This is a genomic window from Tardiphaga sp. 862_B3_N4_1, assembly GCF_051811085.1.
GTDB lineage: Bacteria > Pseudomonadota > Alphaproteobacteria > Rhizobiales > Xanthobacteraceae > Tardiphaga > Tardiphaga robiniae.
In genome coordinates this window covers 1,098,744-1,119,172 of the sequence record NZ_JBPWQB010000001.1, presented here as the reverse complement: position 1 = coordinate 1,119,172, position 20,429 = coordinate 1,098,744, and the positions used below count along the sequence as shown (strand labels likewise).

Here is a 20,429-nt window from a genome sequence, read left to right as displayed (position 1 = left end):
CGGTCTATTCGTTCTCGTAGAAGTCCTCGTCATCGGGCGACTTGCGCGTCGACTTCTTGGCCGTGCGGCCGATCGAGCCGGTCACGCCACCGTAGTCATTGTTGTTGCGCCCGGCATAGGGATTGCGGCTTTGCGCGCGCGCGGCAATCTCCTCGCCCGACACGGCCGCCGGCTGGCAGATCACCGGGCGCTTGGGCCGGCGCATCAGATCCACGTGAATGTGATCGTAGTGATAGACGTTGGAGCCCGGCGCTAGCACGGTGTTGAAGACCTGGCACGCGCCGCCCTGGATGTCGCGCAGGAAGCCCTGCTCTTCCGGCATGCCCTTCCAGCCTGCCTTCACCGAGACGCTGCGACCATCGGCGAGGACGAAGGCAGAGATATCGAGCGCGTTGCCGAATGCATGTTCGGAGATGTGCGCGCGCGAATTGCCGTTCATGCCACGGCACGAATAGGCGGAGATCTGCTTGATCTCGGCGACGCGGACGCCGAACCAGCGCATCGCTGCCGGCTGCACGGACTCCGCGAGCCACTTGTCGAGTGCCGAGACGATCGGACAGGCCAGCGTCGCCGTCGGTTTCACGACGACGGGGCCGACCGAGCCCGTGACATTGCCCTGTCCCGGTCCAAGACGCTGTGGGGCATAGTCCTGCGGCGGCTGGCTCTGCTGCACACCTGAACTATAGCGGCCGTAAGGCGCGCGCGGCTGCTCTTGTTGCGGCGCGCGCATCGTTTGGGGCGAACCTTCTGGCGGCAATTCGATTTCGTCTTCATTGTCCGGCGGCACGCCCGGCGCGTTCAGCGAGATCGGTCCGTTATTGGCAGCGCCGCCATAGGATGAACCGCCATAGGACGGCTGCTGCGGCGCGGCTTGCGGATAGGAATTCGGATAGCTGCTGGCGGGGCGCGCCATGGTTTGTGGCTGCTGCTGGACCGGCCAATGCGGCTGGCTTGCACCGCTAATGCCGCCAGGCGGCCGCAAGGTTTCATCGGCAAAACCGTAGCTGCTGCTGGCCTCGCCGAGGGCTGCGACCTTCAAGGGAAATTCAGCGCCGCAGACACCGGGCCCGGAAATCGGGTTGATCCGAACGAGATCAGCGCCCTCTTTCACCGTGCCGGATTTGAGACATGCGACCTCTGCCTCGGCACGCCATGGTTCACGTTCCTGGGTCTGAAACAGACCGCGTCCGCAACCCGCAAGCGAAACAAGGACGACGGAGCCGACGAGATACAAACGAACTCTGCGCGTCATTCGCGCAAGGTGGTCGAAATGTTTTAAAGACTCTTCAACGCATTGAATTCACGTTTGATTTACCATGTTGCCGACGCTCGTACCGCTACGGCCGCAGTTGGTCGACTTCCTTCTCTTTTCTGCGGGAACGGACCGCCAGCTTTCGCGTTACTCCGCGCGACAACGTCAAAGGGAGGGTTCCCATGACTATGTTCGGCCAACTGAGCGTTGTGGCCGCCTATGCGGCAATCGCCTTCGTCGGCGCTATCGTATTTGGCGTGCTGTAGAGCCCTAATCCCATAAAGCTTTCTCACCTATGGCGTCCGCTCTCCCGAGCGGGCGCTTTTTGCTGTTGTGACCTGCCAGTAACCGATTGACAGTTTGACGCAGGCCGGGGCCTGATGCCCCGTTACGAGCGCTTGCGCATGGACCGGGACAACCGCCCGCGCAGTAGACCAGCGCCGAATTCAGAAGTCAGGAAACGCCTATGCGCAAATTCTTTGCCGCAGCCATTGCGGCTGTATCACTCGCCGCTGCACTTGCAGCCCCTGCTGCGGCGCAAACCCCGATCAAGATCATGGTTGGCGGTATCGACAAGCAGATCTATCTGCCGGCGAAACTCGCGGCGCAGCTCGGATTCTTCAAGGAACAGGGGCTCGACGTCGAACTGTTCAACTCCACCTCCGGCTCACAGGCGGCGACCGCCCTGCTCGCGCGCGAAGTGCAAGGCGTGGTCGGTTTCTACGATCACACCATCGACTTGCAGTCCAAGGGCAAGTTCATCACCTCGGTGGTGCAATTCGCCGTCGCGCCTGGCGAAGTCGTGCTGGTGAAAGCCGCCGACGCCGACAAGCTGAAGGATCCCGCCAACTGGAAGGGCCAGGCGCTCGGCGTCACCGGCCTCGGCTCTGCCACCGACTTCCTGACCCGCGCGCTCGCCGCCAAGGCGGGACTGAAGATGCAGGACTACACACTGGTGCCGGTCGGCGCAGGCGATACGTTCCTGGCTTCCATGCAGCAGGGCAAGATCGTTTCCGGCATGACCACGGAGCCGACGGTGGCGCGCGCGGTGAAGAACGGCACGGCCAAAGTCGGCATCGATCTGCGGACGCCGGAAAGCACCCGCGCTGCGCTCGGCGGCGATTATCCGGCCGCGTGTCTCTATATGGACCGCGCCTGGATGGAAGCGAACAAGGAGACGGCACAGAAGGTCGTCAATGCCTTCGTGAAGACGCTGAAGTGGATGAACAGCCACTCGCCGGAGGAAATCGCCGCTCAAATGCCGAAGGACTATTATGCCGGCGAGCTCGACCTCTATGTGCAAGGCCTGAAGGAAGGCAAGCCGCAATATTCGGTCGACGGCATGATGCCGGCGGGTGCGCCGGAATCGGTGCTGAGCGTGCTGAACAGCTTCTCGCCCAACCTCAAGGGCAAGACCATCGACCTCGCCAAGACGTACACCACGGATTTCGTGGTCAAAGCCAACGCGACGAACTGAGGCCCTTCTCCCCTCCCCCTTGCGGGGAGGGGCCGGGGGTGGGGGTAGCCACAAGGGACGTCACTTGTGGACCCCCCTCCCCGACCCTCCCCCGCAAGGGGGGAGGGAGCAGAACGAGCGCGCTTTACCCGCCGACTTCAACAACGACTCTGATAATAAAGCGAATGCAATCATGAATGCTCCCGCACCCTCTGCCGTCGCGCTGAAGAACGTCGCGCGCCGCTTCGTCACGCCTTCGGGTGACGTTCTCTCCGCGCTTGAGGATTTCGACCTCACCATCGCGCCCGGTGAATTCATGGCCGTGGTGGGCCCGACCGGCTGCGGCAAGTCGACGACGCTCGGACTGATCGCCGGGCTCGCCCGCCCACAAGGCGGCGAGGTCACATTGTTCGATGCGCCGGTGACCGGTGTCGATCGCCGCGTCGGCTTCGTGTTCCAGCAGGACGCCGTGTTTCCGTGGCGCGACGTGCTCGGCAATGTCATGGCCGGGCCGCTGTTTCGCGGCGTGGCGAAAGACAAGGCAGAGGCCACCGCGCGCGGCTGGATCATTCGTGTCGGCCTGAAGGGCTTCGAACATCATCATCCGCATCAGCTCTCCGGCGGCATGCGCAAGCGCGTGGCGCTGGCGCAGACTTTCATCAACAATCCGCAGGTGCTGCTGATGGACGAGCCATTCTCCGCGCTCGACGTGCAGACTAGGGAATTGATGCAGGAGGAATTGCTGCAGCTCTGGGCGCAGGCGAAATCGGCGGTGCTGTTCGTCACCCACGATCTCGACGAAGCCATCCTGCTCGCCGATCGCGTCGCGGTGCTGACCACACGACCGGCGCGGGTAAAATCCGTCCACACCATCGACCTGCCGCGTCCACGCGATGTCGCGACGCTGCGCTACGACGAACGTTTCATCGCCATTGCGCGCAAGATCTCTGACGACCTGCGCGAGGAAGTGTTGCGCGCCCGGGCGGGACACTAGAATGACCGAAACGACAATCACCACACCCCTTGCCACCGACGGCCGCATCGAGACCGCCGTCCAGCGCATGCGCCGCCATCAGCGCCTCGTGCTGGTACTGCGGCTTGCCGTTCTCGTATTCCTGATCGGCGGTTGGGAATTCGGCGTGCGCTTCGAGCTGATCGATCCGTTCTTCTTCGGCCAGCCCTCCGGCATCGTCCTGAAACTGATAGACTGGACCGAGAACGGCACCTCGATCGGCCCGCTCTGGAAACAGATCTGGGTCACGATCTACGAGGCCGGCGCCGGCTTCCTGATCGGCTCAGCCATGGGCATCCTGTGCGGCATCGCGCTGGGGCGTAACCAACTCCTGTCAGACGTGTTCTCGATCTACATCAAGGTCGCGAATTCGATCCCGCGCGTCGTGCTCGGCTCGATCTTCATCGTGGCCCTCGGCCTTGGCGCGGCATCGAAGATCGCACTGGCCGTCGTGATGGTGTTCTTCGTGGTGTTCGCCAATGCCTTCCAGGGCGTACGCGAGGCTGACAAGAACCTGATCGCCAATGCACGCATCCTCGGCGCCAGCAACTGGCAGATGACCCGCGCTGTGGTGCTGCCCTCGGCGCTGTCCTGGATTCTCGCCAGCCTGCATGTCTCGTTCGGCTTCGCGCTGGTCGGCGCCATCGTCGGCGAATTCCTCGGCGCCCGCGAAGGCATGGGCCTGCTGATCGCGACCGCACAGGGCTCGTTCGATTCCAACGGCGTGTTCGCCGCGATGATCGTTATCGCGATCGTGGCGCTGCTGGCCGAATGGATCCTGACCATGATCGAAAACCGGCTGCTGACCTGGCGCCCGGATACCACCGTTAACGAGTGACCACTGAAGCCCGGCGCGCTTGATTCAAATCAGCGCGCCGGCGGTCATTCCCGGTGCAACAATGTTGTCCGCCTCCCCCCGCGACGACACATTTCCCCGCCGCGACGAAACCGTTTTGCAGAATTGACGCAAATCTCCTGAAACGGCCGCTGGGTACATCTCCTGCCAACGAGGCGCCGAACGGGCGCTCATTTACAGGCGCTCAAACGGAGATTCCCATGATCACCCTCGCTTCTTTCGAACGAAAAATTCGCCGTGCTGCCGTTGCAATCGGCGCGCTCCTTGCCGGCGCATTCTCCTTTGCCCATCCGGCAGCCGCAACGCCGCTGCCGCTGTTTCCGTTCTTCATGGCGCCGCCGGTCCAGAGCGAGCCTGCGCCCTATGTGCAGTCGCCGCAGATGGATGACGAGCGCTCTGCCATCGAACAGCCCGCGCGCTTCAGGCGGCAGATCGTCAACTATCCGACCCGCGAGGCCGCCGGCACGATCATCGTCGATACGCCGAACACCTATCTGTATTACGTGCTCGGCAACGGTCAGGCGCTCCGCTACGGCATCGGCGTCGGCCGCGATGGTTTCACATGGTCCGGTGTACAAACCGTGACTCGCAAGGCCGAATGGCCGGCATGGACCCCGCCCGCTGAAATGATCGCACGCCAGCCCTATCTGCCGCGCCACATGGCCGGCGGTCCCGGCAACCCGCTCGGCGCCCGCGCCATGTATCTCGGCGGCACCATCTATCGCATCCACGGCACCAATATGCCGGAGACCATCGGCACGCAGGTCTCGTCGGGCTGCATCCGCCTCACCAATCAGGACGTGTCGGATCTGTATTCCCGCGTCACAGTCGGCACCAAGGTGATCGTTCTGCCGATGGATCGCCGTGCGGACAGCGCAAGCGGCAAGCGTGGCTAAAGTCGGGCACGGTTCATAACTGGCGCGCGTCACCACAGCATTGTAATGTCCCCGCGTTTTCGAGCGGGGACATCATGCGTCTGAAACCAATTCTCATCGGCGCGGTGCTGGTCGCCGTCTTTTTCGTGGTCGCACTCAAGGTGATGGACTATGTGGCTCCGCGCGGCACCGGATCGGCGCCGGTGCTGGTCGCATTGCCGCCACTGCCACCCTCACCCGCACGCAGTTCAAGCATCATCGCGCCGGTCGCCATTGCACTCACCGCGATCCGCGATGCCGCCGATCGCGGCGCACCGCGCAGCTTCAACGGCACGGCTGACAATCCTGTACAGCAATTGCTGCAGGATGCCGATATCAAGTGGACCGCCGCACGCGGTCCGATCGCGGCGACTGGCGCGCAGGACACGCTGACCATGTCCACGCCACTGAGCGGCACGCTCAATGTCACCGGCGCCATCTCGACGAATGTGCGCGATGCGCTGGGCGGCGCGCTCGGCAACCTGCTCGGCGGCAATGTTGCCAAGCAGCTTGGCAACATCAACATCAAGAACGTCAATGCCAATGCGGAAATCCGCGGCAATGTGGTGGTCTCGGCGCAGCCGCGGCTGACGCCGAACTGGCGGATCGACCCGAACCTGACCGCTCAGGTGACACTCGGCGACACCAATGTCGCGGTCGCCGGTGCCCGCATCAATGTGCCCGCGCAGGTCAAGCCGATGATCGACAATGCGGTCAACGAGCAGATCATCGCCCTGCAGCAGCGCCTGCGCAACGATCCTGCCTTCGAACAGAATGCCCGGCGCGAATGGGCCAAACTCTGCCGGTCGATCCCGCTGCAAGGTGCGAGCGCATTGCAGAACCTGTTCATCGAACTGAAGCCGACGCGCGCCGTCGCCGCCCAGCCGCGCATCGATGCCAGCAATTTGACGCTGACACTCGGCGTCGAGGCCGAAACACGCGTGACCTCAACGCAGACGCAGCCGAATTGTCCGTTCCCTGCCACACTCACCATCGTGCCGCCCGGCCCCGGCAAACTCAGCATCGGTGTGCCCGTGGACATGCCTTTCACCGAACTGAACAAGATCATCGAGGCGCAACTCGTCGGCAAGACATTTCCGGAAGACAATTCCGGCGCGGTCGCAGTGACGGTGAAGAAGGCAACTGTCTCGGCATCCGGCGACCGCCTGCTCATCTCGTTGCTGGTGAATGCCAAGGAGAAGCAGAGCTGGTTCGGTCTTGGCGGCGAAGCAACCGTCCATGTCTGGGGCAAGCCTGCGCTTGATCAGGCGGCACAGACGCTGCGCTTTACCGATCTGGAACTTGGCGTTGAATCAGAAGCAGCCTTCGGCCTGCTCGGCGCGGCAGCTCGTGCAGCCATGCCATTGCTACAGAAGACGCTGGCTGAACGTGCGACCATCGATCTGAAGCCCTTTGCCTCGAACGCGCAAAAGAAGATCGCCGCCGTCATCGCCGACTTCCAGAAGAACGAAAACGGCATCCGCGTCGGCGCCGAGATCAGCAGCCTCCGCCTTGGCGGGATCGCCTTCGATTCCAAAACACTCCGGGTGATCGCGGAAGCCGATGGCGCCATCAATGTGAATGTGACGGCCTTACCGGGGCTGTAGATTCAACGCGATGACGCGGTGAAGAGCGCACCCGCAAAACGGGCGCGCCCTTATCGTCAGCTTACTGGTTCTTGGCTCGCGTTATCATAACGTGACGCAAAAAGGCCTTACATCGCATACTTAAACTCAGGCATCGCCTTCAATTGATCCTTGCTGGCGCCGCTGAGCACCGCATGGTCGGGGTACCAAGGATTAGCCTTGGCGGCTGCGGGAGCTGCACCCGAGGTGGCTGCACCCGTGGTCATGCCGCTTGGCGGCGTGGTCGACTTCATGCCCGATGAACCGCCAGTTGAAGACGCCATTGTTGCGACCGGCTCGTTCACGAATTTGATCTTGTCATAAGGCACGGCGATCAGGCGTTCGCCGACACCGAGGAAACCACCGACGCCGATCACCACGGCCTTGATGTTCCCCTGCTTGTCGGTCAGGAGATCGTTGATCGAACCGAGGCTCTCATTGGCTTCGTTATATACGCTCAGACCGACCACCTTCGATGTACGCCAGTTGCCATTGAACGTCGTATCAGATGCGGTGACCGGCGCAGCTGCCGGGGCTGTGGTTGTCGTAGTTGCGCTCGGGCTCTGCGCGAAAGCTGCGGTTGCCAGCAACGCCGAACCAACGATACCAGCCGTCATGTATTTCTTGAACATATGTTCCTCCTGTCGTTGTGGGTCGTCCAAAACCAACGCGGAGGTACAATGACTGTTCCGGTTCCACCGAAATTGGTCGTTAGAATTCGCCCCAATAGGGTGCGACGCCGTAGTGGCGATGCAGCGCTTCCTCCTGCGACCTGTCGCCCCAGTCGAACTCGCGTTTCTCGGTGAATGACGGCGCGCTGCGCAATTCTTCTTCGCTGATATCAAGTTGATAAGCATCGAGTTCACGATTGAAGGTCAGTCGCGCCCAAGGCAGTGGCAGCAGGTTCGAACCGAGGCCGAGAAAGCCGCCGAAGCTCAGGATCGCGTAGGACACTTTGCCGCTGATCTTGTCGATCATCAGACGTTCGATATGACCGATGCGTTCGCCATTCGGACGTCGTACCGCCGTTCCCTCGATCCGGTCGCTCGCAATCAGGCTATGCGGCTTCGTCATGACGTCGGGAGTCATTGTCGCCTCCATAAATCAATTGAAGGGGTAACAATGCCCGGACGTGTTCCTTGTTCCGGCAATAGCGCGAAAGTGACCTGCACAAAAGAAACCACCACCTTTCCCTTGCGGGAAAGATGGTGGCGTCAGCCTGGTCGTAAGCGTCGCGGTCTTCGTATCAGGTCTGGTAGTCGATCAGCAGGGCGGTGAATGACGCCTTGCTGCTGGATGCTGTAGCGCTGGTGCCGCTCGCGCTGTAGGAGCTTGAAGACGAGGCCTCCAGCGATTGCTTCAGCGAGTCCAGGAACTGCTTCATGATATCGGAGATACTGGTCGCGCTGTCCGTATCATCGGTACTGTCGGTACTATCGGCGCTATCCGCCGGCGGTGGGCCGCCGGGTCCACCGCCAGGAGGTGGACCACCGGCACCGCGAGCGCCGCCTGCCCCACCCGGGCCGCCATCGGCGAAGGCCGACTGGAACACGCCCTGCAATTCGGTGGCCTGGTCCGAGGTCAGCTTGCCGCTGGACACCTGGGCACTGATGAGATCGTCGATCTTCGATTTCATCTCGTCCGGCGACGGCCGGCTGCCGCTGTTCTGGCTCGAACGGTCGGCCTGCAGCGACGAGTCGATATCGGTTAAAGCAGAGGACAGCGCATCCTGATCGCCGCTGCTGATCTTTCCGGAGGAAAGCTCGGCCTGCAGCTCCTGCTGCAGTTTCTGAAGGGGGGATTGGTAGGAACTGCTGGACGCAGCCGAGATAGAGGTCATGATCTGCTCCAAGGTGCTTGCTTAGTGCTCGCAACTTGCGGTTAACCTTCTTAACGAGGTCTTGTTATTGCCTTGCTGACATGTTGCGGTTTGTTGCGCCTCAGCCACCAGCAATAGTCCGAAACAAAAAACTTCTGCAGCCCGCGCCGATCCCGGCCAAAAGAGTTCGCATGGCAAACGTACCGAACATCCTGGTCGTAGAAGACGACCGCGAAACCCGTACGCTGATCGCGAAGTATCTGCGTACCAATTCCTGCAACGTCACCACCGCTGCCGACGGGCGCGAGATGGAAAAGGTGATGGCCGACACCCGTGTCGACCTGCTGATCCTCGACGTGATGCTGCCCGGCGAAGACGGCCTCAGCCTGTGCCGCAAGGTGCGCGCCGAGTCGCAACTGCCGATCATCATGCTGACCGCGCGCGGCGAAGACGTGGACCGCATTCTCGGCCTTGAAATGGGGGCCGACGACTACCTGCCAAAGCCCTTCAATCCGCGCGAATTGCTGGCACGCATCAATGCGGTGCTGCGCCGACAGGCCACGGCGCTCAATGCCAGCGCCACGCCGAACGCCACGGCGCTGTCATTCGCCGGCTGGCAGATCGACCTGCGCCTACGCGAATTGCGTAATCCCGAAGGCGCGCGCGTCGCCATGACCTCGGCCGAATTCGATCTGCTGCGCGCCTTTGTCGAGCGCTCCGGTCGGGTACTGTCGCGCGACAGCCTGCTCGATCTCACGCAAGGCCGCAGCGCCGGATCGTTCGAACGCAGCATCGACGTGCTGGTCAGCCGTATCCGCCGCAAGATCGAGATCGACCCGCAGGACGCGCAAATGATCAAGACGGTGCGTTCGGGCGGCTACATGTTTACGCCGACGGTGGAAGCGGTCGCGACGGCGACGACCAACTAGTTTCATCGAGATGTTCAGCGTCCTCAATCTGCGTCGGATCAGCGGCCAGATCACCGCCCTGGTGGTGATGTCGATCGTGGCTATCCACATCGTTCTCTCGCTGCTGTTCACGCTGATGAGACCGGACCCGAATGATCAGGAGCGGGATCGTGGCCACGGCGAGTTGATCGCGATTGTTCGCTTGCTGAAAGCAACACCGATCGCCGATCGCCCGGAACTTCTGGTCAATCTGAAAAACGCCTTTCCTAAATTCGACATCCGGCCAGTCCCTCGGGATGCAACGGTCACAACCGACAATGGCCCCGACTATCCGCGTCACAGCTTACGCCGGCTGCTTGGTTCCGACGCGCGACTGCTGACGATCGGTGGCGCGCCGGACCGGATCGGGGTCACCCTCCCGGACGGCGACATGTTCTCCTTCAGTAGTCTGCCGGAGCGACGACCAGGCTTCTTTCTAGGCGGTCCCTGGGTTCTCACGTTTCTGTTCGTGGTGATCAGCCTGACGCTGCTGGGCCTGTGGGCGGCCCGCATGCTGTCCGCGCCGCTTTCGGCCTTTGCCAAGGCAGCGGAAGAGTTCAGCCTGAACGGCTCGGCTGAGCCCCTGCCCGAGCGCGGCCCCGAAGAAATCCGATCGGTGGCACGCGCGCTGAACCGGATGCGCGAGCGCATCGGCACGTTGATCGACGACCGCACCAAGATGTTGGCCGCGATCAGCCACGACCTGCGCACGCCGATCACCCGGCTGCGTCTACGTTCGGAATTCATCGAGGACGACGGCCATCGCCGCCACATGCTGCGCGACCTCGACCAGATGCGATCGATGCTCGAAGCGGTGCTCTCGTTCCTGCGCAACGACCGCCGGCTGGAAGAGATGACGCTGACGGATATCGCCACAACCCTGCAGCTGATCGCCGACCAATTTGCCGACATCGGGCATATGGTGACCTATCAGGGCCCCTCCCATGCCATGGCGATGGCCCGGCCCGACGATCTGCATCGCGCAGTGACCAACCTGGTCGAGAACGCCGTGAAGTTCGGCTCGGAAGCGAATATCTCTCTGACGATGTCCGAGGGCGGCGCCATCATCGACGTCGCCGATGACGGTCCTGGCATTTCGGACGCACAAAAGAGCGCGATGCTGCAGCCCTTCGTGCGCGGCGACGACGCCCGCAACATGGATCATGAAGCTGCCGGCTTCGGCCTCGGCCTGTCGATCGCCCGCGCCGTAACGCTGGCCCATGGCGGCGAACTGACACTGCTGGATCGTCAGCCGCGTGGCCTGATCGTCCGCATCACGCTGCCGGCACGCGATACGGACAGAGCCGCAGCGTAGCGCTCAGTTCGCCTTCACCGCTGGCGCAACGCTGTGGACCGCACCCGGCTTGCGCAGATGGATCGTAGCGATGTCGTCACTATAGACCTTCTCCCAACTATCGACGCGATCGAGCAACTTGGTTGCTGCGCTCTGGGTTCGCAGCAACGTCGCCTCGATGTCGTAATCCTTCAGCAGCCGGAACAGGTTGTCGGGCTCGATCAGACCGCTGGCATTGTTGTGGTCGACCATCAGCTTCGTCCCGAACAATTCGGTACGGCCATCGATGAAGGTCGGCACCCCACGCGCGATCAGATAGCCGCCGAAGTCGTAGTCGTTGAACACGCGGCGGAGCTTGAGCTTCTGGAGTTCAGTCACCGCCTTTGCGGGCGCAGCCGCCTCGAGCGGCATGTAGCGCTGCACGGACGCCAACACGAATGTCCCGGCGATCAGGCAGATCGTAATCCCCGCGAATAACAAGCCGCGCTGCGGCGATACATGATTGGCTTCTGGCGTCTGAGGTCCACCGATTTGTCGACCAAGCGGCGTCGCCAAGACCATCGGCGCCAGCAGCGCTAGCACTTCGGCGTTGCGCACGTGACTGAGCGCCATGAACACGAAGCCGATCACGAGCACGATGCGCATCGGCGGCAGCGTGATGCCGCGCCACAGCGCCAGTGCGAACGCCACCAGCACGGTCAGTTCCAGCGGCCCGGCATGATTGAAATTTGCAGGCCGCCACTCGCCGATCAGCGCCAGCGCTTCACCGAGATTGAGAATGCGACGCGACGCCAGCAGCGAGTCCCAGCCATAAGGCGTCACGCAACTCGCCACGAGCGCGGCCACGCCGAACAGCGCCCAGCGCAGCAGCAGCGCGCGCTGCATCGTCTTCGGTGCATGCCAGATCGCATCGATCCCGATCGGGCCGATCAGCGCCAATCCGAGAATGAAGCCGCCATGCAGATTGGCCCATAGCGCCATCAGCGGCAGCAGCCAGAAGGATGGCACACTCCTGCGATCCATCGCATTCACAAGGCCGGCGACCCATGCCACCATCACCGGCATCGCCAACAGATGCGGCCGCGCAACAACATGCCCTGCCATCAGCGCCAGCGCCGTCGCGACGAAAATGATCGTCACCGTGGCCGGCAGGCGCTTATCGAGAAAGCGCGCCAACAGCGCCATTGTCACGGCCAGCGCAGCGACAGCAAGCACCACCACGCCGGTCCAGCCCGCGCCAGCATAGGCGACCGCGTAGAGGACCTGAGACAGCCACTGGGTCGAGATCCATGGCTGGCCGTACATCGTGAACGAGTAGATGTCGGTCGTCGGCACCGCATGGTGATCGAGAATCCACTGCCCGACTGCGATCTGCCAATACGCATCCGGATCTCTCAGAAGGGCGTTGCCCGCCGCGAGCCACAGCGTATAGACCGCAATCCCCGCCCAGAGCGGGAGCAGCCCGTGCATCGTTTTGCGCGTTACGACGGGATGGGTGGCGGACATCGTCATGCTCGGCATGCCCCTGGAGAGTCGCAAGAAAAGCGCTGGAATACCGCAGCAAATCACGACAGGGCATAATTTGGGGTAAATATCGGGCGGAACTCGCGAATCAGGCCTACAGAAAGACTCAATTCGAGCCCTCATCTCGGATAATTGAATCGGATGGTTTAGGCCGTCTGAAAGACTGCCTCCGCTACTGGCGGAGAACGAAATTTTCGAGACCATTCATGAAACGCATTTCTCTGTCCCTGGCGACGATTCTGGCTGTTGCCGCTCTTCCGCAACTGGCATCCGCGCAGCAGCGTGCCGACTACGACGCCATGGTTGCCACCCATGCCCAGGCCAATGGCGTGCCCGAGGCGCTGGTGCATCGTGTGATCGTGCGCGAAAGCAAGTATCATCCCAATCTGATCGGCCGCGGCGGCACCATCGGCCTGATGCAGATCAAGCTCGCGACCGCGCGCGGCGTTGGCTACACCGGCACCGCCGAAGGCCTCCGCGATCCCAACACCAATCTCACTTACGCGGTGAAATATCTCGCCGGCGCCTACCGCGCCGCGAACGGAAATCACAACCGCGCGGTGTCCTACTATGCCGGCGGCTACTACTATGCCGCCAAGCGCCAGCGCCACGAGGTTTCTGCGCCGCCGCATCAGCCACTCTTCGCCAAGGATGCCGAGCGCCTGCACCTGCAGAACACGGCCAATGCCAACGCGCAGGCTCCGAAGCCGTAATTGTGCGTGATCGGGTGGAATCCCAAGGGATTACACGTCAAGGGATTCCCGGGGCGCGTTGACACGCCCATCCATAGGTTTACATTAGAGTCGTTCCGAGGGGGGCTCCGACGAGGAGCTGAGATACCGCAAGCTTGCACTTTTCCTGTTCCGGAAGAGACGCGCGAGACCGCGGTGACCCTTTGAACCTGATCCGGGTCATGCCGGCGAAGGGACAGGGATGTTTCAGACTACGCAATCTCCGCGCGGGGACTCTCCCGTGGCGGGTCAATCGATATCAGTCATTGGCGCTGGCATTGCCGGCGCTTGGCAGGCGTTGATGTTGGCCAAAGCGGGCCACGCCGTGACGCTGCATGAGCGCAGCGATGCCAGCATGCGCGACGCCACCAGCCATTGGGCCGGCGGCATGCTGGCGCCTTGGTGCGAAGCCGAGGTCTCCGAGCCGGTCGTCTCCCGCCTGGGCTTGCGCGCGCTCGATCTGTGGCGCGAGGAATTGCCTGACACACCGTTCAACGGATCGCTGGTCGTGGCGCATGCGCGCGACCGCGCCGATTTCGAACGCTTCGCCAAGATGACTTCCGGCCATACGCGGCTCGATGCAGCAGGCGTCGCCGAGATCGAGCCGTCGCTCGAAGGACGGTTTCGCGACGGGCTGTTCTATCCCGGCGAAGGCCATGTGGAGCCGCGCCGCGTGCTCCCGCAACTCCATGCGCGGATCACCGCCGCCGGCGGCATCATCAAATACAACAGCGAGCAGCAGCCGAAAGATCTCGACGGTCTGGTGATCGATTGCCGCGGGCTCGCGGCGCGTGATGATGCCAGCACGCCGAAGCTGCGCGGCGTCAAAGGCGAAATCATCATCGTCGAGACCGAGGAGGTGCAGCTATCGCGCCCGATCCGCCTGATGCATCCGCGATGGCCGCTTTACGTGATCCCTCGCGCGGACAATCGCTTCATGCTCGGCGCGACCTCCATCGAAGGTGAGGACACCGGTGTCAGCGTGCGCTCCGCGCTCGAATTGCTCGGCGCTGCCTATGCGGTTCATCCGGCCTTTGCCGAAGCGCGCATTCTCGAATTCGGCTCGGGACTTCGTCCGGCCTTTCCCGACAACCTGCCGCGCATTGCGATCGACAAGAACACGATTGCGGTGAACGGCCTCTATCGCCACGGCTTCCTGCTGGCGCCTGCGCTGGCGGAGCTGACGCTCAACTATATCAAGCGGGGCGAGATCGATAATGAGGTGATGCAATGCAAGTGATCGTCAATGGCGAGCACCGCGAGATCGAGGCGTCGCATGTAGGTGCGCTGCTGCAGGAACTGGACTACGAAGGCACCCATTGCGCCATTGCGCTGAATTTCGACGTCGTGCCACGCAGCGCCTGGGCACAGACGCCACTCAAGGCAGGCGACGAGATCGAGATCATCACGCCACGGCAGGGAGGCTGATTCCTGATGGTGAGTTTCTACGGCAAGGAATTCAAATCACGGTTGCTGATCGGCAGCGCGCTCTATCCGTCGCCCGCGATCATGCAAGACGCTATCCGCGCCTCCGGCGCCGGCATCGTCACCGTGTCGCTGCGGCGTGAATCCGCCGGCGGCAAGACCGGCGATGCGTTCTGGTCGCTGATCCGCGAACTCGACGTCACCGTGCTGCCCAACACCGCGGGCTGCCGCAGCGTGCGCGAGGCAGTCACGACCGGAAAGCTCGCGCGCGAATTGTTCGGCACGTCCTGGATCAAGCTCGAGGTGATCGCCGACAATGACACGCTGCAGCCCGACGTGGTTGGTCTCGTCGAAGCCGCCGATATCCTGATCAAGGACGGCTTCGAGGTGTTCCCCTATTGCACCGAGGATCTCAGCGTCGCGATGCGTCTGGTGGATGCCGGCTGCAAGGTGGTGATGCCATGGGCGGCACCGATCGGCAGCGCACGCGGCATCATCAATGCCGACGCACTGAAGCTGATGCGCGACCGCCTGCCGGATATCACGCTCGTTGTCGATGCCGGCTTGGGCGCGCCGTCACATGCCGCCGAAGCGCTTGAGCTCGGCTATGACGCCGTGCTGCTCAACACCGCCGTCGCCAAGGCGGCCGATCCCGTCGCCATGGCCAATGCCTTCCGCCTCGCCGTCGAGGCCGGCCGCACCGGCTTCGAGGCCGGCCTGATGGGCGCGCGCGATTTCGCTTCTCCTTCCACTCCAGTCATCGGGACACCGTTCTGGCATGCCGTATCCTGACCGTTTCTATCCCGTCGTCGACACCGTAGCGTGGGTGAAGCGCCTCACGCAGCTGGGCGTCGGCACCGTGCAGCTTCGCGCCAAGGATCTCGACGACGCAGCGGCGACCACGCTGTTTCGCGAGGCGCTGACCGTGACCAACGGCACCAAGACGAAGCTGGTGGTCAACGACTACTGGCGCGTCGCCATCGACCTCAAGGCGCAGCATCTGCATCTCGGCCAGGAAGATCTGGCCGAGGCCGATGTTGCCGCGATCCGCAAGGCCGGCATCACGCTGGGCCTCTCGACCCATGACGAGGACGAACTTGAAACCGCATTAAGCGCGAAGCCGGATTACGTCGCGCTCGGGCCGATCTTCTTCACCACGCTGAAATCCATGCGCTTCGCGCCGCAGGGCATTCCGAAAATCTCGGTCTGGAAGAAGCGCATCGGCACGCTGCCGCTGGTGGCGATCGGCGGCATCAAGTTCGAACAAGCCGCAGAGATCTTTGCCGCTGGCGCGGATTCCATCGCCGTCGTCAGCGACGTCACCCAACACGCAGACCCGGACGCTCGCGTCCATCAATGGCTTGGCGCATCCGCCAAAGCCGCCTGACATTTCAAGAACGACAACGGAGGATTAGTCCATGAACATCCGCTCCAATCCCGACACCACCCTGCCCGCCGTCACCACCGGCAACCTGCCCTCGTCGCGCAAGATCTACGCGATCCCGGAGAGCGCGCCGGACCTGCGCGTGCCGCTGCGCGAGATCATTCTCTCGGAAGGCGCCGGCGAGCCGAACCTGCCGGTCTATGACACGTCGGGTCCCTATACCGATCCGGACGTGCTGATCGACGTCAATAACGGGCTTTCCCGCGCGCGTCTCGATTGGGTCAAGGAACGCGGCGGCGTCGAGGAATATCAGGGCCGCGAGATCAAGCCGGAAGACAACGGCAATGTGGGCGCAGCGCATGCTGCGAAGTCGTTCAAGGCCTATCACAAGCCGCTGCGCGGCACCGGCGATCACATGATCACGCAATATGAGTTCGCCCGCGCCGGCATCATCACCAAGGAAATGATCTACGTCGCCGAGCGCGAGAACCTCGGCCGCAAGGTCCAGCTCGAGCGCGCCGAGGCCGCGCGCGCCGATGGCGAGAGCTTCGGTGCCGAAGTGCCGCTGTTCGTCACGCCGGAATTCGTGCGCTCGGAAATCGCGCGCGGCCGCGCCATCATCCCCTGCAATATTAACCACGCCGAGTTGGAGCCGATGATCATCGGCCGCAACTTCCTCACCAAGATCAATGCCAATATCGGCAACTCCGCCGTGACCTCGTCGGTCGAGGAAGAAGTCGACAAGATGGTGTGGGCGATCCGCTGGGGTGCCGACACTGTGATGGACCTCTCGACGGGCCGCAACATCCACACCACCCGTGAATGGATCCTGCGCAATGCGCCGATCCCGATCGGCACCGTGCCGATCTATCAGGCACTGGAGAAGTGCGACGGCGATCCGGTCAAGCTGACCTGGGAGCTTTACAAGGACACCCTGATTGAGCAGTGCGAACAGGGCGTCGACTACTTCACCATTCATGCCGGCGTCCGGCTGGCCTACATCCATCTCACCGCCAACCGCGTCACCGGCATCGTCTCGCGCGGCGGCTCGATCATGGCCAAGTGGTGCCTGGCGCATCACCAGGAGAGCTTCCTCTACACCCACTTCGAGGAAATCTGCGACATCATGCGCAAGTATGACGTGTCGTTCTCGCTCGGCGACGGGTTGCGTCCCGGCTCGATCGCGGATGCCAACGACCGCGCCCAGTTCGCCGAACTCGAAACCTTGGGCGAACTCACCAAGGTGGCATGGGCGAAGGGCTGCCAGGTGATGATCGAAGGCCCCGGCCATGTGCCGCTGCACAAGATCAAGATCAACATGGACAAGCAGCTCAAGGAATGCGGCGAAGCGCCGTTCTACACCCTGGGGCCACTGACCACCGACATCGCGCCGGGCTACGACCACATCACCTCGGGCATCGGCGCCGCCATGATCGGCTGGTTCGGCTGTTCGATGCTGTGCTACGTGACGCCGAAGGAGCATCTCGGCCTGCCCAACCGCGACGACGTCAAGGTCGGCGTGATCACCTACAAGATCTCAGCGCATGCCTCGGATCTTGCCAAAGGCCATCCCGCCGCGCAGATGCGCGACGACGCGCTGTCACGCGCCCGTTTTGATTTCCGCTGGCAGGATCAGTTCAATCTCGGCTTGGACCCGGAAACCGCCGTCGCCTATCACGACGAGACGCTGCCGAAGGACGCCCACAAGGTCGCGCATTTCTGCTCGATGTGTGGACCGAAGTTCTGCTCGATGAAGATCACGCAGGACGTGCGCGACTACGCGGCGACCCTCGGCGACAACGAGAAAGCCGCACTGAACCTCGGCGGCACAGCGACGATGGGCATGTCGATGTCTGGCGTGATCGAGGACGGCATGGCCAGCATGAGCCAGAAGTTCAAGGACATGGGCCAGCAGGTCTATGTGCAGGCCGAGGCTGTGAAGGAGAGTAATAAGGCGTTGTAGCCTCCCTATGACCGCACCCACTTCCTCACATAGATCGGGAAGAAGACATAGCGTCCGCTTCGCAGCGGGCGCTGGCGGCTCTGCACATTCAAGCGTTTGGCACCTCTGGACAGGGAAAAATAACCCGGACCTATATCTGATGGTCCGCGGCATGAGCGAGATCAAAGCTTCGGTTCATTGTCCAAGACCTGACAAGCCCACTTGGAAACGCCACTTCGGGTTTGACTACACTGCACAGGGCGCACTATCGAACGCCATAAAAGCAACTGGCGATTCCCGTCACAAAGCTACTTGGACCGGCGCGCCTATCGGCCATGGTCGCAGCATAGAATGGCGCATCTTCATTAGAGGGACTTCGCTATTGCGTACCCCTCAACCAGCTTCATCGAACGTCCACCTGATTGCCTCACCGACGATCGATGAAACCTTAATCTTCACTGTATCGATCGGCGCAACTAATCAGCTCTTTGAATTTCCGAAAGCGGCAGATGCCCAGACCCGTCTACTAGAAGAAGGAAGTTTAGTAGACGGCAGACAATTTTGGGTCACCTATTGCTATGTCCCATTATTCAATCCACCAATCTCCGGTAACAAGACTCCTCGTCAAATTCGTTCTCAAGATACCACGATAACACCGGGCGATACCTTACGCATCCTCACCCCTCACCCGAATGAGGATGGCAGCTTGGCTTTCTTCGAATGGCGCGCTGAGATGACCGGAAATACAGTTCAAGCGTTCTGATGCGACGTTTTCGCGCTCAGACGCGCGAATTTCTTAAACCGAGCAGCAATCGATTCCGCTACTCGTCCCAACCGGAAAACCTGTTCCAACCTGTATTTCTTTGCTCCGGGAACCAATCAGGACCTCCATCGCGACCAACGCCGTGACGGCGACATAACGCCATGCGCGGCTATAGCTGGCTGCAGATGCACCTCTCCCCTATCTTCGCCGCCATCACGAAACCTACCGCCGCAAGACGTTGGAGATTTGGTCGATGATTTCTTTTCGCGCATTCGCTGTTCCCACGGGTTTCACGTTTGCTCTGAATGCCACCGGCATCGACTGCGCCGCAGCGCAAAGCTCATCCGCCACCGAAAAGCTCAACGCCTATGTCGGCTGCGTCAACAGTCTTTCAGAGCGCACGCTGGACTCGCGGGTGCGCTACTTCAGCTGGGCGCCCAAATCCGGCCCGACCGGCAAGGAGCGGATCGTCTACGGGCTCTACAAGATCTCCGTAGCAGTGTGATAACATCCACCACTGAACGACCACACCGTCGGTGGAGGCCAGAGCCATGCATCACCTTACGCCTCTTTCTGGAATCGGCGGCGGCGCGCTGATCGGGCTCGCTGCCTCCATGCTGATGCTGCTGACCGGGCGCACCGCCGGGATCAGCGGCATTTTCGGGGGGCTACTCCAACCCGGTGCCGGCGATCGCGGCTGGCGCATCGCCTTCGTCGCCGGACTTCTGGCAGCGCCCCTGCTCGCTTCGGTTTCGGGCACACCATTGCCAGCACCAGCGATGCCGGCGAGCCTGATCGTCATCGTTATCGCCGGGCTTCTGGTCGGTTTCGGCAGCCGCATGGGCGGCGGCTGCACATCCGGCCATGGCGTATGCGGTATCGCACGCCTGTCAGCACGTTCAATCGTCGCCACAGCGATCTTCATGGCCGCAGCGATCGCCACGGTCGCCGTCGTGCGTCACGGTATCGGAGGCTGATGCAATGCTACTTGTTTTCGTCAGCTTTGCTTGCGGTCTCGTGTTCGGCATCGGCCTCCTGATCTCGGGCATGACGGACACCGGGAAAGTACTCGGCTTCCTCGATATCTTCGGGGCTTGGGACGCGACGCTGGCTTTCGTGATGGCCGGCGCAGTCGCGGTCACCGGTCTTGGCTTCGCACTGGCGCGGCGGCGCGGCACACCTGTCCTTGCCGCAAAGAACCTGTGGCCGACACGCAGGGACGTCGACACACCGCTTGTTATCGGGACCACGCTGTTTGGGATCGGCTGGGGCCTCGTGGGGCTCTGTCCTGGCCCCGCGCTGGTCAACCTCGCGGGGCTAGGCCGTCCGGTGATTGTGTTCGTCGTCGCAATGGCGGTGGGCATGCTCGGTCACGATGCATGGGGCACACGTCGCACGCTCATGCGACAGATCGAGAAAGCGTAGATTGGGTAACGGCCTGAACCAATCGTAACCTTGAAAGCGACCAATGCAGTACCCGCGGCA

General features: G+C 62.2%; 22 protein-coding genes and 1 riboswitch. Of the genes, 17 read left to right on the top strand and 5 right to left on the bottom strand.

Going from position 1 to position 20,429, the window contains the following annotated elements; translation table 11 throughout:
* Positions 1–4: 4 nt before the first annotated feature.
* Positions 5–1,252, bottom strand: coding sequence for an extensin family protein (locus AB8B02_RS05280; RefSeq protein ID WP_439063331.1), 1,248 nt, complete (start codon positions 1,250–1,252; stop codon positions 5–7).
* Between the two features lie 466 nt (positions 1,253–1,718).
* Between AB8B02_RS05280 and AB8B02_RS05275 the strand changes: the two genes are divergently transcribed.
* The 5 genes from AB8B02_RS05275 (at position 1,719) to AB8B02_RS05255 (ending at position 7,097) form a co-directional block, all read left to right on the top strand.
* A complete protein-coding gene (locus tag AB8B02_RS05275; protein ID WP_439063330.1) occupies positions 1,719–2,729 on the top strand; it encodes an ABC transporter substrate-binding protein in 1,011 nt (336 codons plus the stop codon).
* 172 nt (positions 2,730–2,901) lie between these two features.
* The gene (locus AB8B02_RS05270; RefSeq protein ID WP_439063329.1) at positions 2,902–3,702 is read left to right on the top strand and encodes an ABC transporter ATP-binding protein; all 801 of its coding nucleotides are present in this window, start codon (positions 2,902–2,904) and stop codon (positions 3,700–3,702) included.
* Between the two features lie 67 nt (positions 3,703–3,769).
* A complete protein-coding gene (locus AB8B02_RS05265) occupies positions 3,770–4,558 on the top strand; it encodes an ABC transporter permease (RefSeq protein ID WP_439064597.1) in 789 nt (262 codons plus the stop codon).
* Between the two features lie 218 nt (positions 4,559–4,776).
* The gene (locus AB8B02_RS05260; protein WP_439063328.1) at positions 4,777–5,472 is read left to right on the top strand and encodes a L,D-transpeptidase; all 696 of its coding nucleotides are present in this window, start codon (positions 4,777–4,779) and stop codon (positions 5,470–5,472) included.
* 74 nt (positions 5,473–5,546) lie between these two features.
* A complete protein-coding gene (locus AB8B02_RS05255; RefSeq protein WP_439063327.1) occupies positions 5,547–7,097 on the top strand; it encodes a DUF4403 family protein in 1,551 nt (516 codons plus the stop codon).
* Between the two features lie 107 nt (positions 7,098–7,204).
* On the opposite strand, the gene AB8B02_RS05250 is transcribed toward AB8B02_RS05255, so the two are convergent.
* From AB8B02_RS05250 to AB8B02_RS05240, 3 genes are all read right to left on the bottom strand, one after another.
* Positions 7,205–7,747 (bottom strand): PRC-barrel domain-containing protein, encoded by a 543-nt coding sequence (locus AB8B02_RS05250; RefSeq protein ID WP_439063326.1) that lies wholly within the window; start codon positions 7,745–7,747, stop codon positions 7,205–7,207.
* A 79-nt stretch (positions 7,748–7,826) separates the two neighbouring features.
* Positions 7,827–8,204 carry a PRC-barrel domain-containing protein gene (locus tag AB8B02_RS05245; RefSeq protein WP_439063325.1) on the bottom strand — a complete coding sequence of 126 codons (378 nt, stop codon included), beginning with the start codon at positions 8,202–8,204 and terminating at the stop codon, positions 7,827–7,829.
* Positions 8,205–8,361: 157 nt separating this feature from the next.
* On the bottom strand, positions 8,362–8,955 hold the full coding sequence (locus tag AB8B02_RS05240; protein ID WP_439063324.1) for a hypothetical protein: 594 nt from the start codon (positions 8,953–8,955) through the stop codon (positions 8,362–8,364).
* Positions 8,956–9,125: 170 nt separating this feature from the next.
* On the opposite strand from AB8B02_RS05240, the gene AB8B02_RS05235 reads away from it, so the two are divergent.
* Positions 9,126–9,863: a response regulator gene (locus AB8B02_RS05235; protein ID WP_089267366.1), complete on the top strand. Its 738-nt coding sequence runs from the start codon at positions 9,126–9,128 to the stop codon at positions 9,861–9,863.
* Between the two features lie 10 nt (positions 9,864–9,873).
* Positions 9,874–11,196, top strand: a complete 1,323-nt coding sequence (locus AB8B02_RS05230) for an ATP-binding protein (protein WP_120289024.1) — start codon at positions 9,874–9,876, stop codon at positions 11,194–11,196.
* A gap of 3 nt (positions 11,197–11,199) precedes the next feature.
* Here the strand turns inward: AB8B02_RS05230 and AB8B02_RS05225 are convergent, their stop codons facing one another.
* Entirely contained in the window at positions 11,200–12,687 is a 1,488-nt protein-coding gene (locus AB8B02_RS05225; protein ID WP_439063323.1) for a hypothetical protein, read from the bottom strand.
* A 218-nt stretch (positions 12,688–12,905) separates the two neighbouring features.
* Here AB8B02_RS05225 and AB8B02_RS05220 point away from each other — a divergent pair, with 218 nt between their 5' ends.
* From AB8B02_RS05220 to AB8B02_RS05175, 10 genes are all read left to right on the top strand, one after another.
* Positions 12,906–13,412, top strand: coding sequence for a transglycosylase SLT domain-containing protein (locus AB8B02_RS05220; protein WP_439063322.1), 507 nt, complete (start codon positions 12,906–12,908; stop codon positions 13,410–13,412).
* A gap of 88 nt (positions 13,413–13,500) precedes the next feature.
* Positions 13,501–13,645: riboswitch (TPP riboswitch) on the top strand.
* Positions 13,633–14,670 carry an FAD-dependent oxidoreductase gene (locus AB8B02_RS05215; protein ID WP_439063321.1) on the top strand — a complete coding sequence of 346 codons (1,038 nt, stop codon included), beginning with the start codon at positions 13,633–13,635 and terminating at the stop codon, positions 14,668–14,670. It overlaps the preceding riboswitch by 13 nt.
* A complete protein-coding gene (gene thiS / locus AB8B02_RS05210) occupies positions 14,661–14,858 on the top strand; it encodes a sulfur carrier protein ThiS (RefSeq protein WP_068732274.1) in 198 nt (65 codons plus the stop codon). Before AB8B02_RS05215 ends, thiS begins: the two co-directional genes overlap by 10 nt.
* Before the next feature lie 6 nt (positions 14,859–14,864).
* Complete coding sequence (locus AB8B02_RS05205; protein ID WP_439063320.1) at positions 14,865–15,647, top strand: thiazole synthase; 783 nt, start codon at positions 14,865–14,867, stop codon at positions 15,645–15,647.
* On the top strand, positions 15,634–16,242 hold the full coding sequence (locus tag AB8B02_RS05200) for a thiamine phosphate synthase (protein WP_231077598.1): 609 nt from the start codon (positions 15,634–15,636) through the stop codon (positions 16,240–16,242). The genes AB8B02_RS05205 and AB8B02_RS05200 overlap by 14 nt, the downstream gene beginning before the upstream one ends.
* A 31-nt stretch (positions 16,243–16,273) precedes the next feature.
* Complete coding sequence (gene thiC / locus AB8B02_RS05195; RefSeq protein WP_231077599.1) at positions 16,274–18,202, top strand: phosphomethylpyrimidine synthase ThiC; 1,929 nt, start codon at positions 16,274–16,276, stop codon at positions 18,200–18,202.
* Between the two features lie 151 nt (positions 18,203–18,353).
* The gene (locus AB8B02_RS05190; protein ID WP_439063319.1) at positions 18,354–18,944 is read left to right on the top strand and encodes a hypothetical protein; all 591 of its coding nucleotides are present in this window, start codon (positions 18,354–18,356) and stop codon (positions 18,942–18,944) included.
* A 253-nt stretch (positions 18,945–19,197) separates the two neighbouring features.
* Positions 19,198–19,449, top strand: coding sequence for a DUF3829 domain-containing protein (locus AB8B02_RS05185; RefSeq protein ID WP_439063318.1), 252 nt, complete (start codon positions 19,198–19,200; stop codon positions 19,447–19,449).
* Between the two features lie 46 nt (positions 19,450–19,495).
* Positions 19,496–19,921: a YeeE/YedE family protein gene (locus AB8B02_RS05180; RefSeq protein ID WP_439063317.1), complete on the top strand. Its 426-nt coding sequence runs from the start codon at positions 19,496–19,498 to the stop codon at positions 19,919–19,921.
* Between the two features lie 4 nt (positions 19,922–19,925).
* Complete coding sequence (locus AB8B02_RS05175) at positions 19,926–20,369, top strand: DUF6691 family protein (RefSeq protein ID WP_120289015.1); 444 nt, start codon at positions 19,926–19,928, stop codon at positions 20,367–20,369.
* Positions 20,370–20,429: the final 60 nt, after the last annotated feature.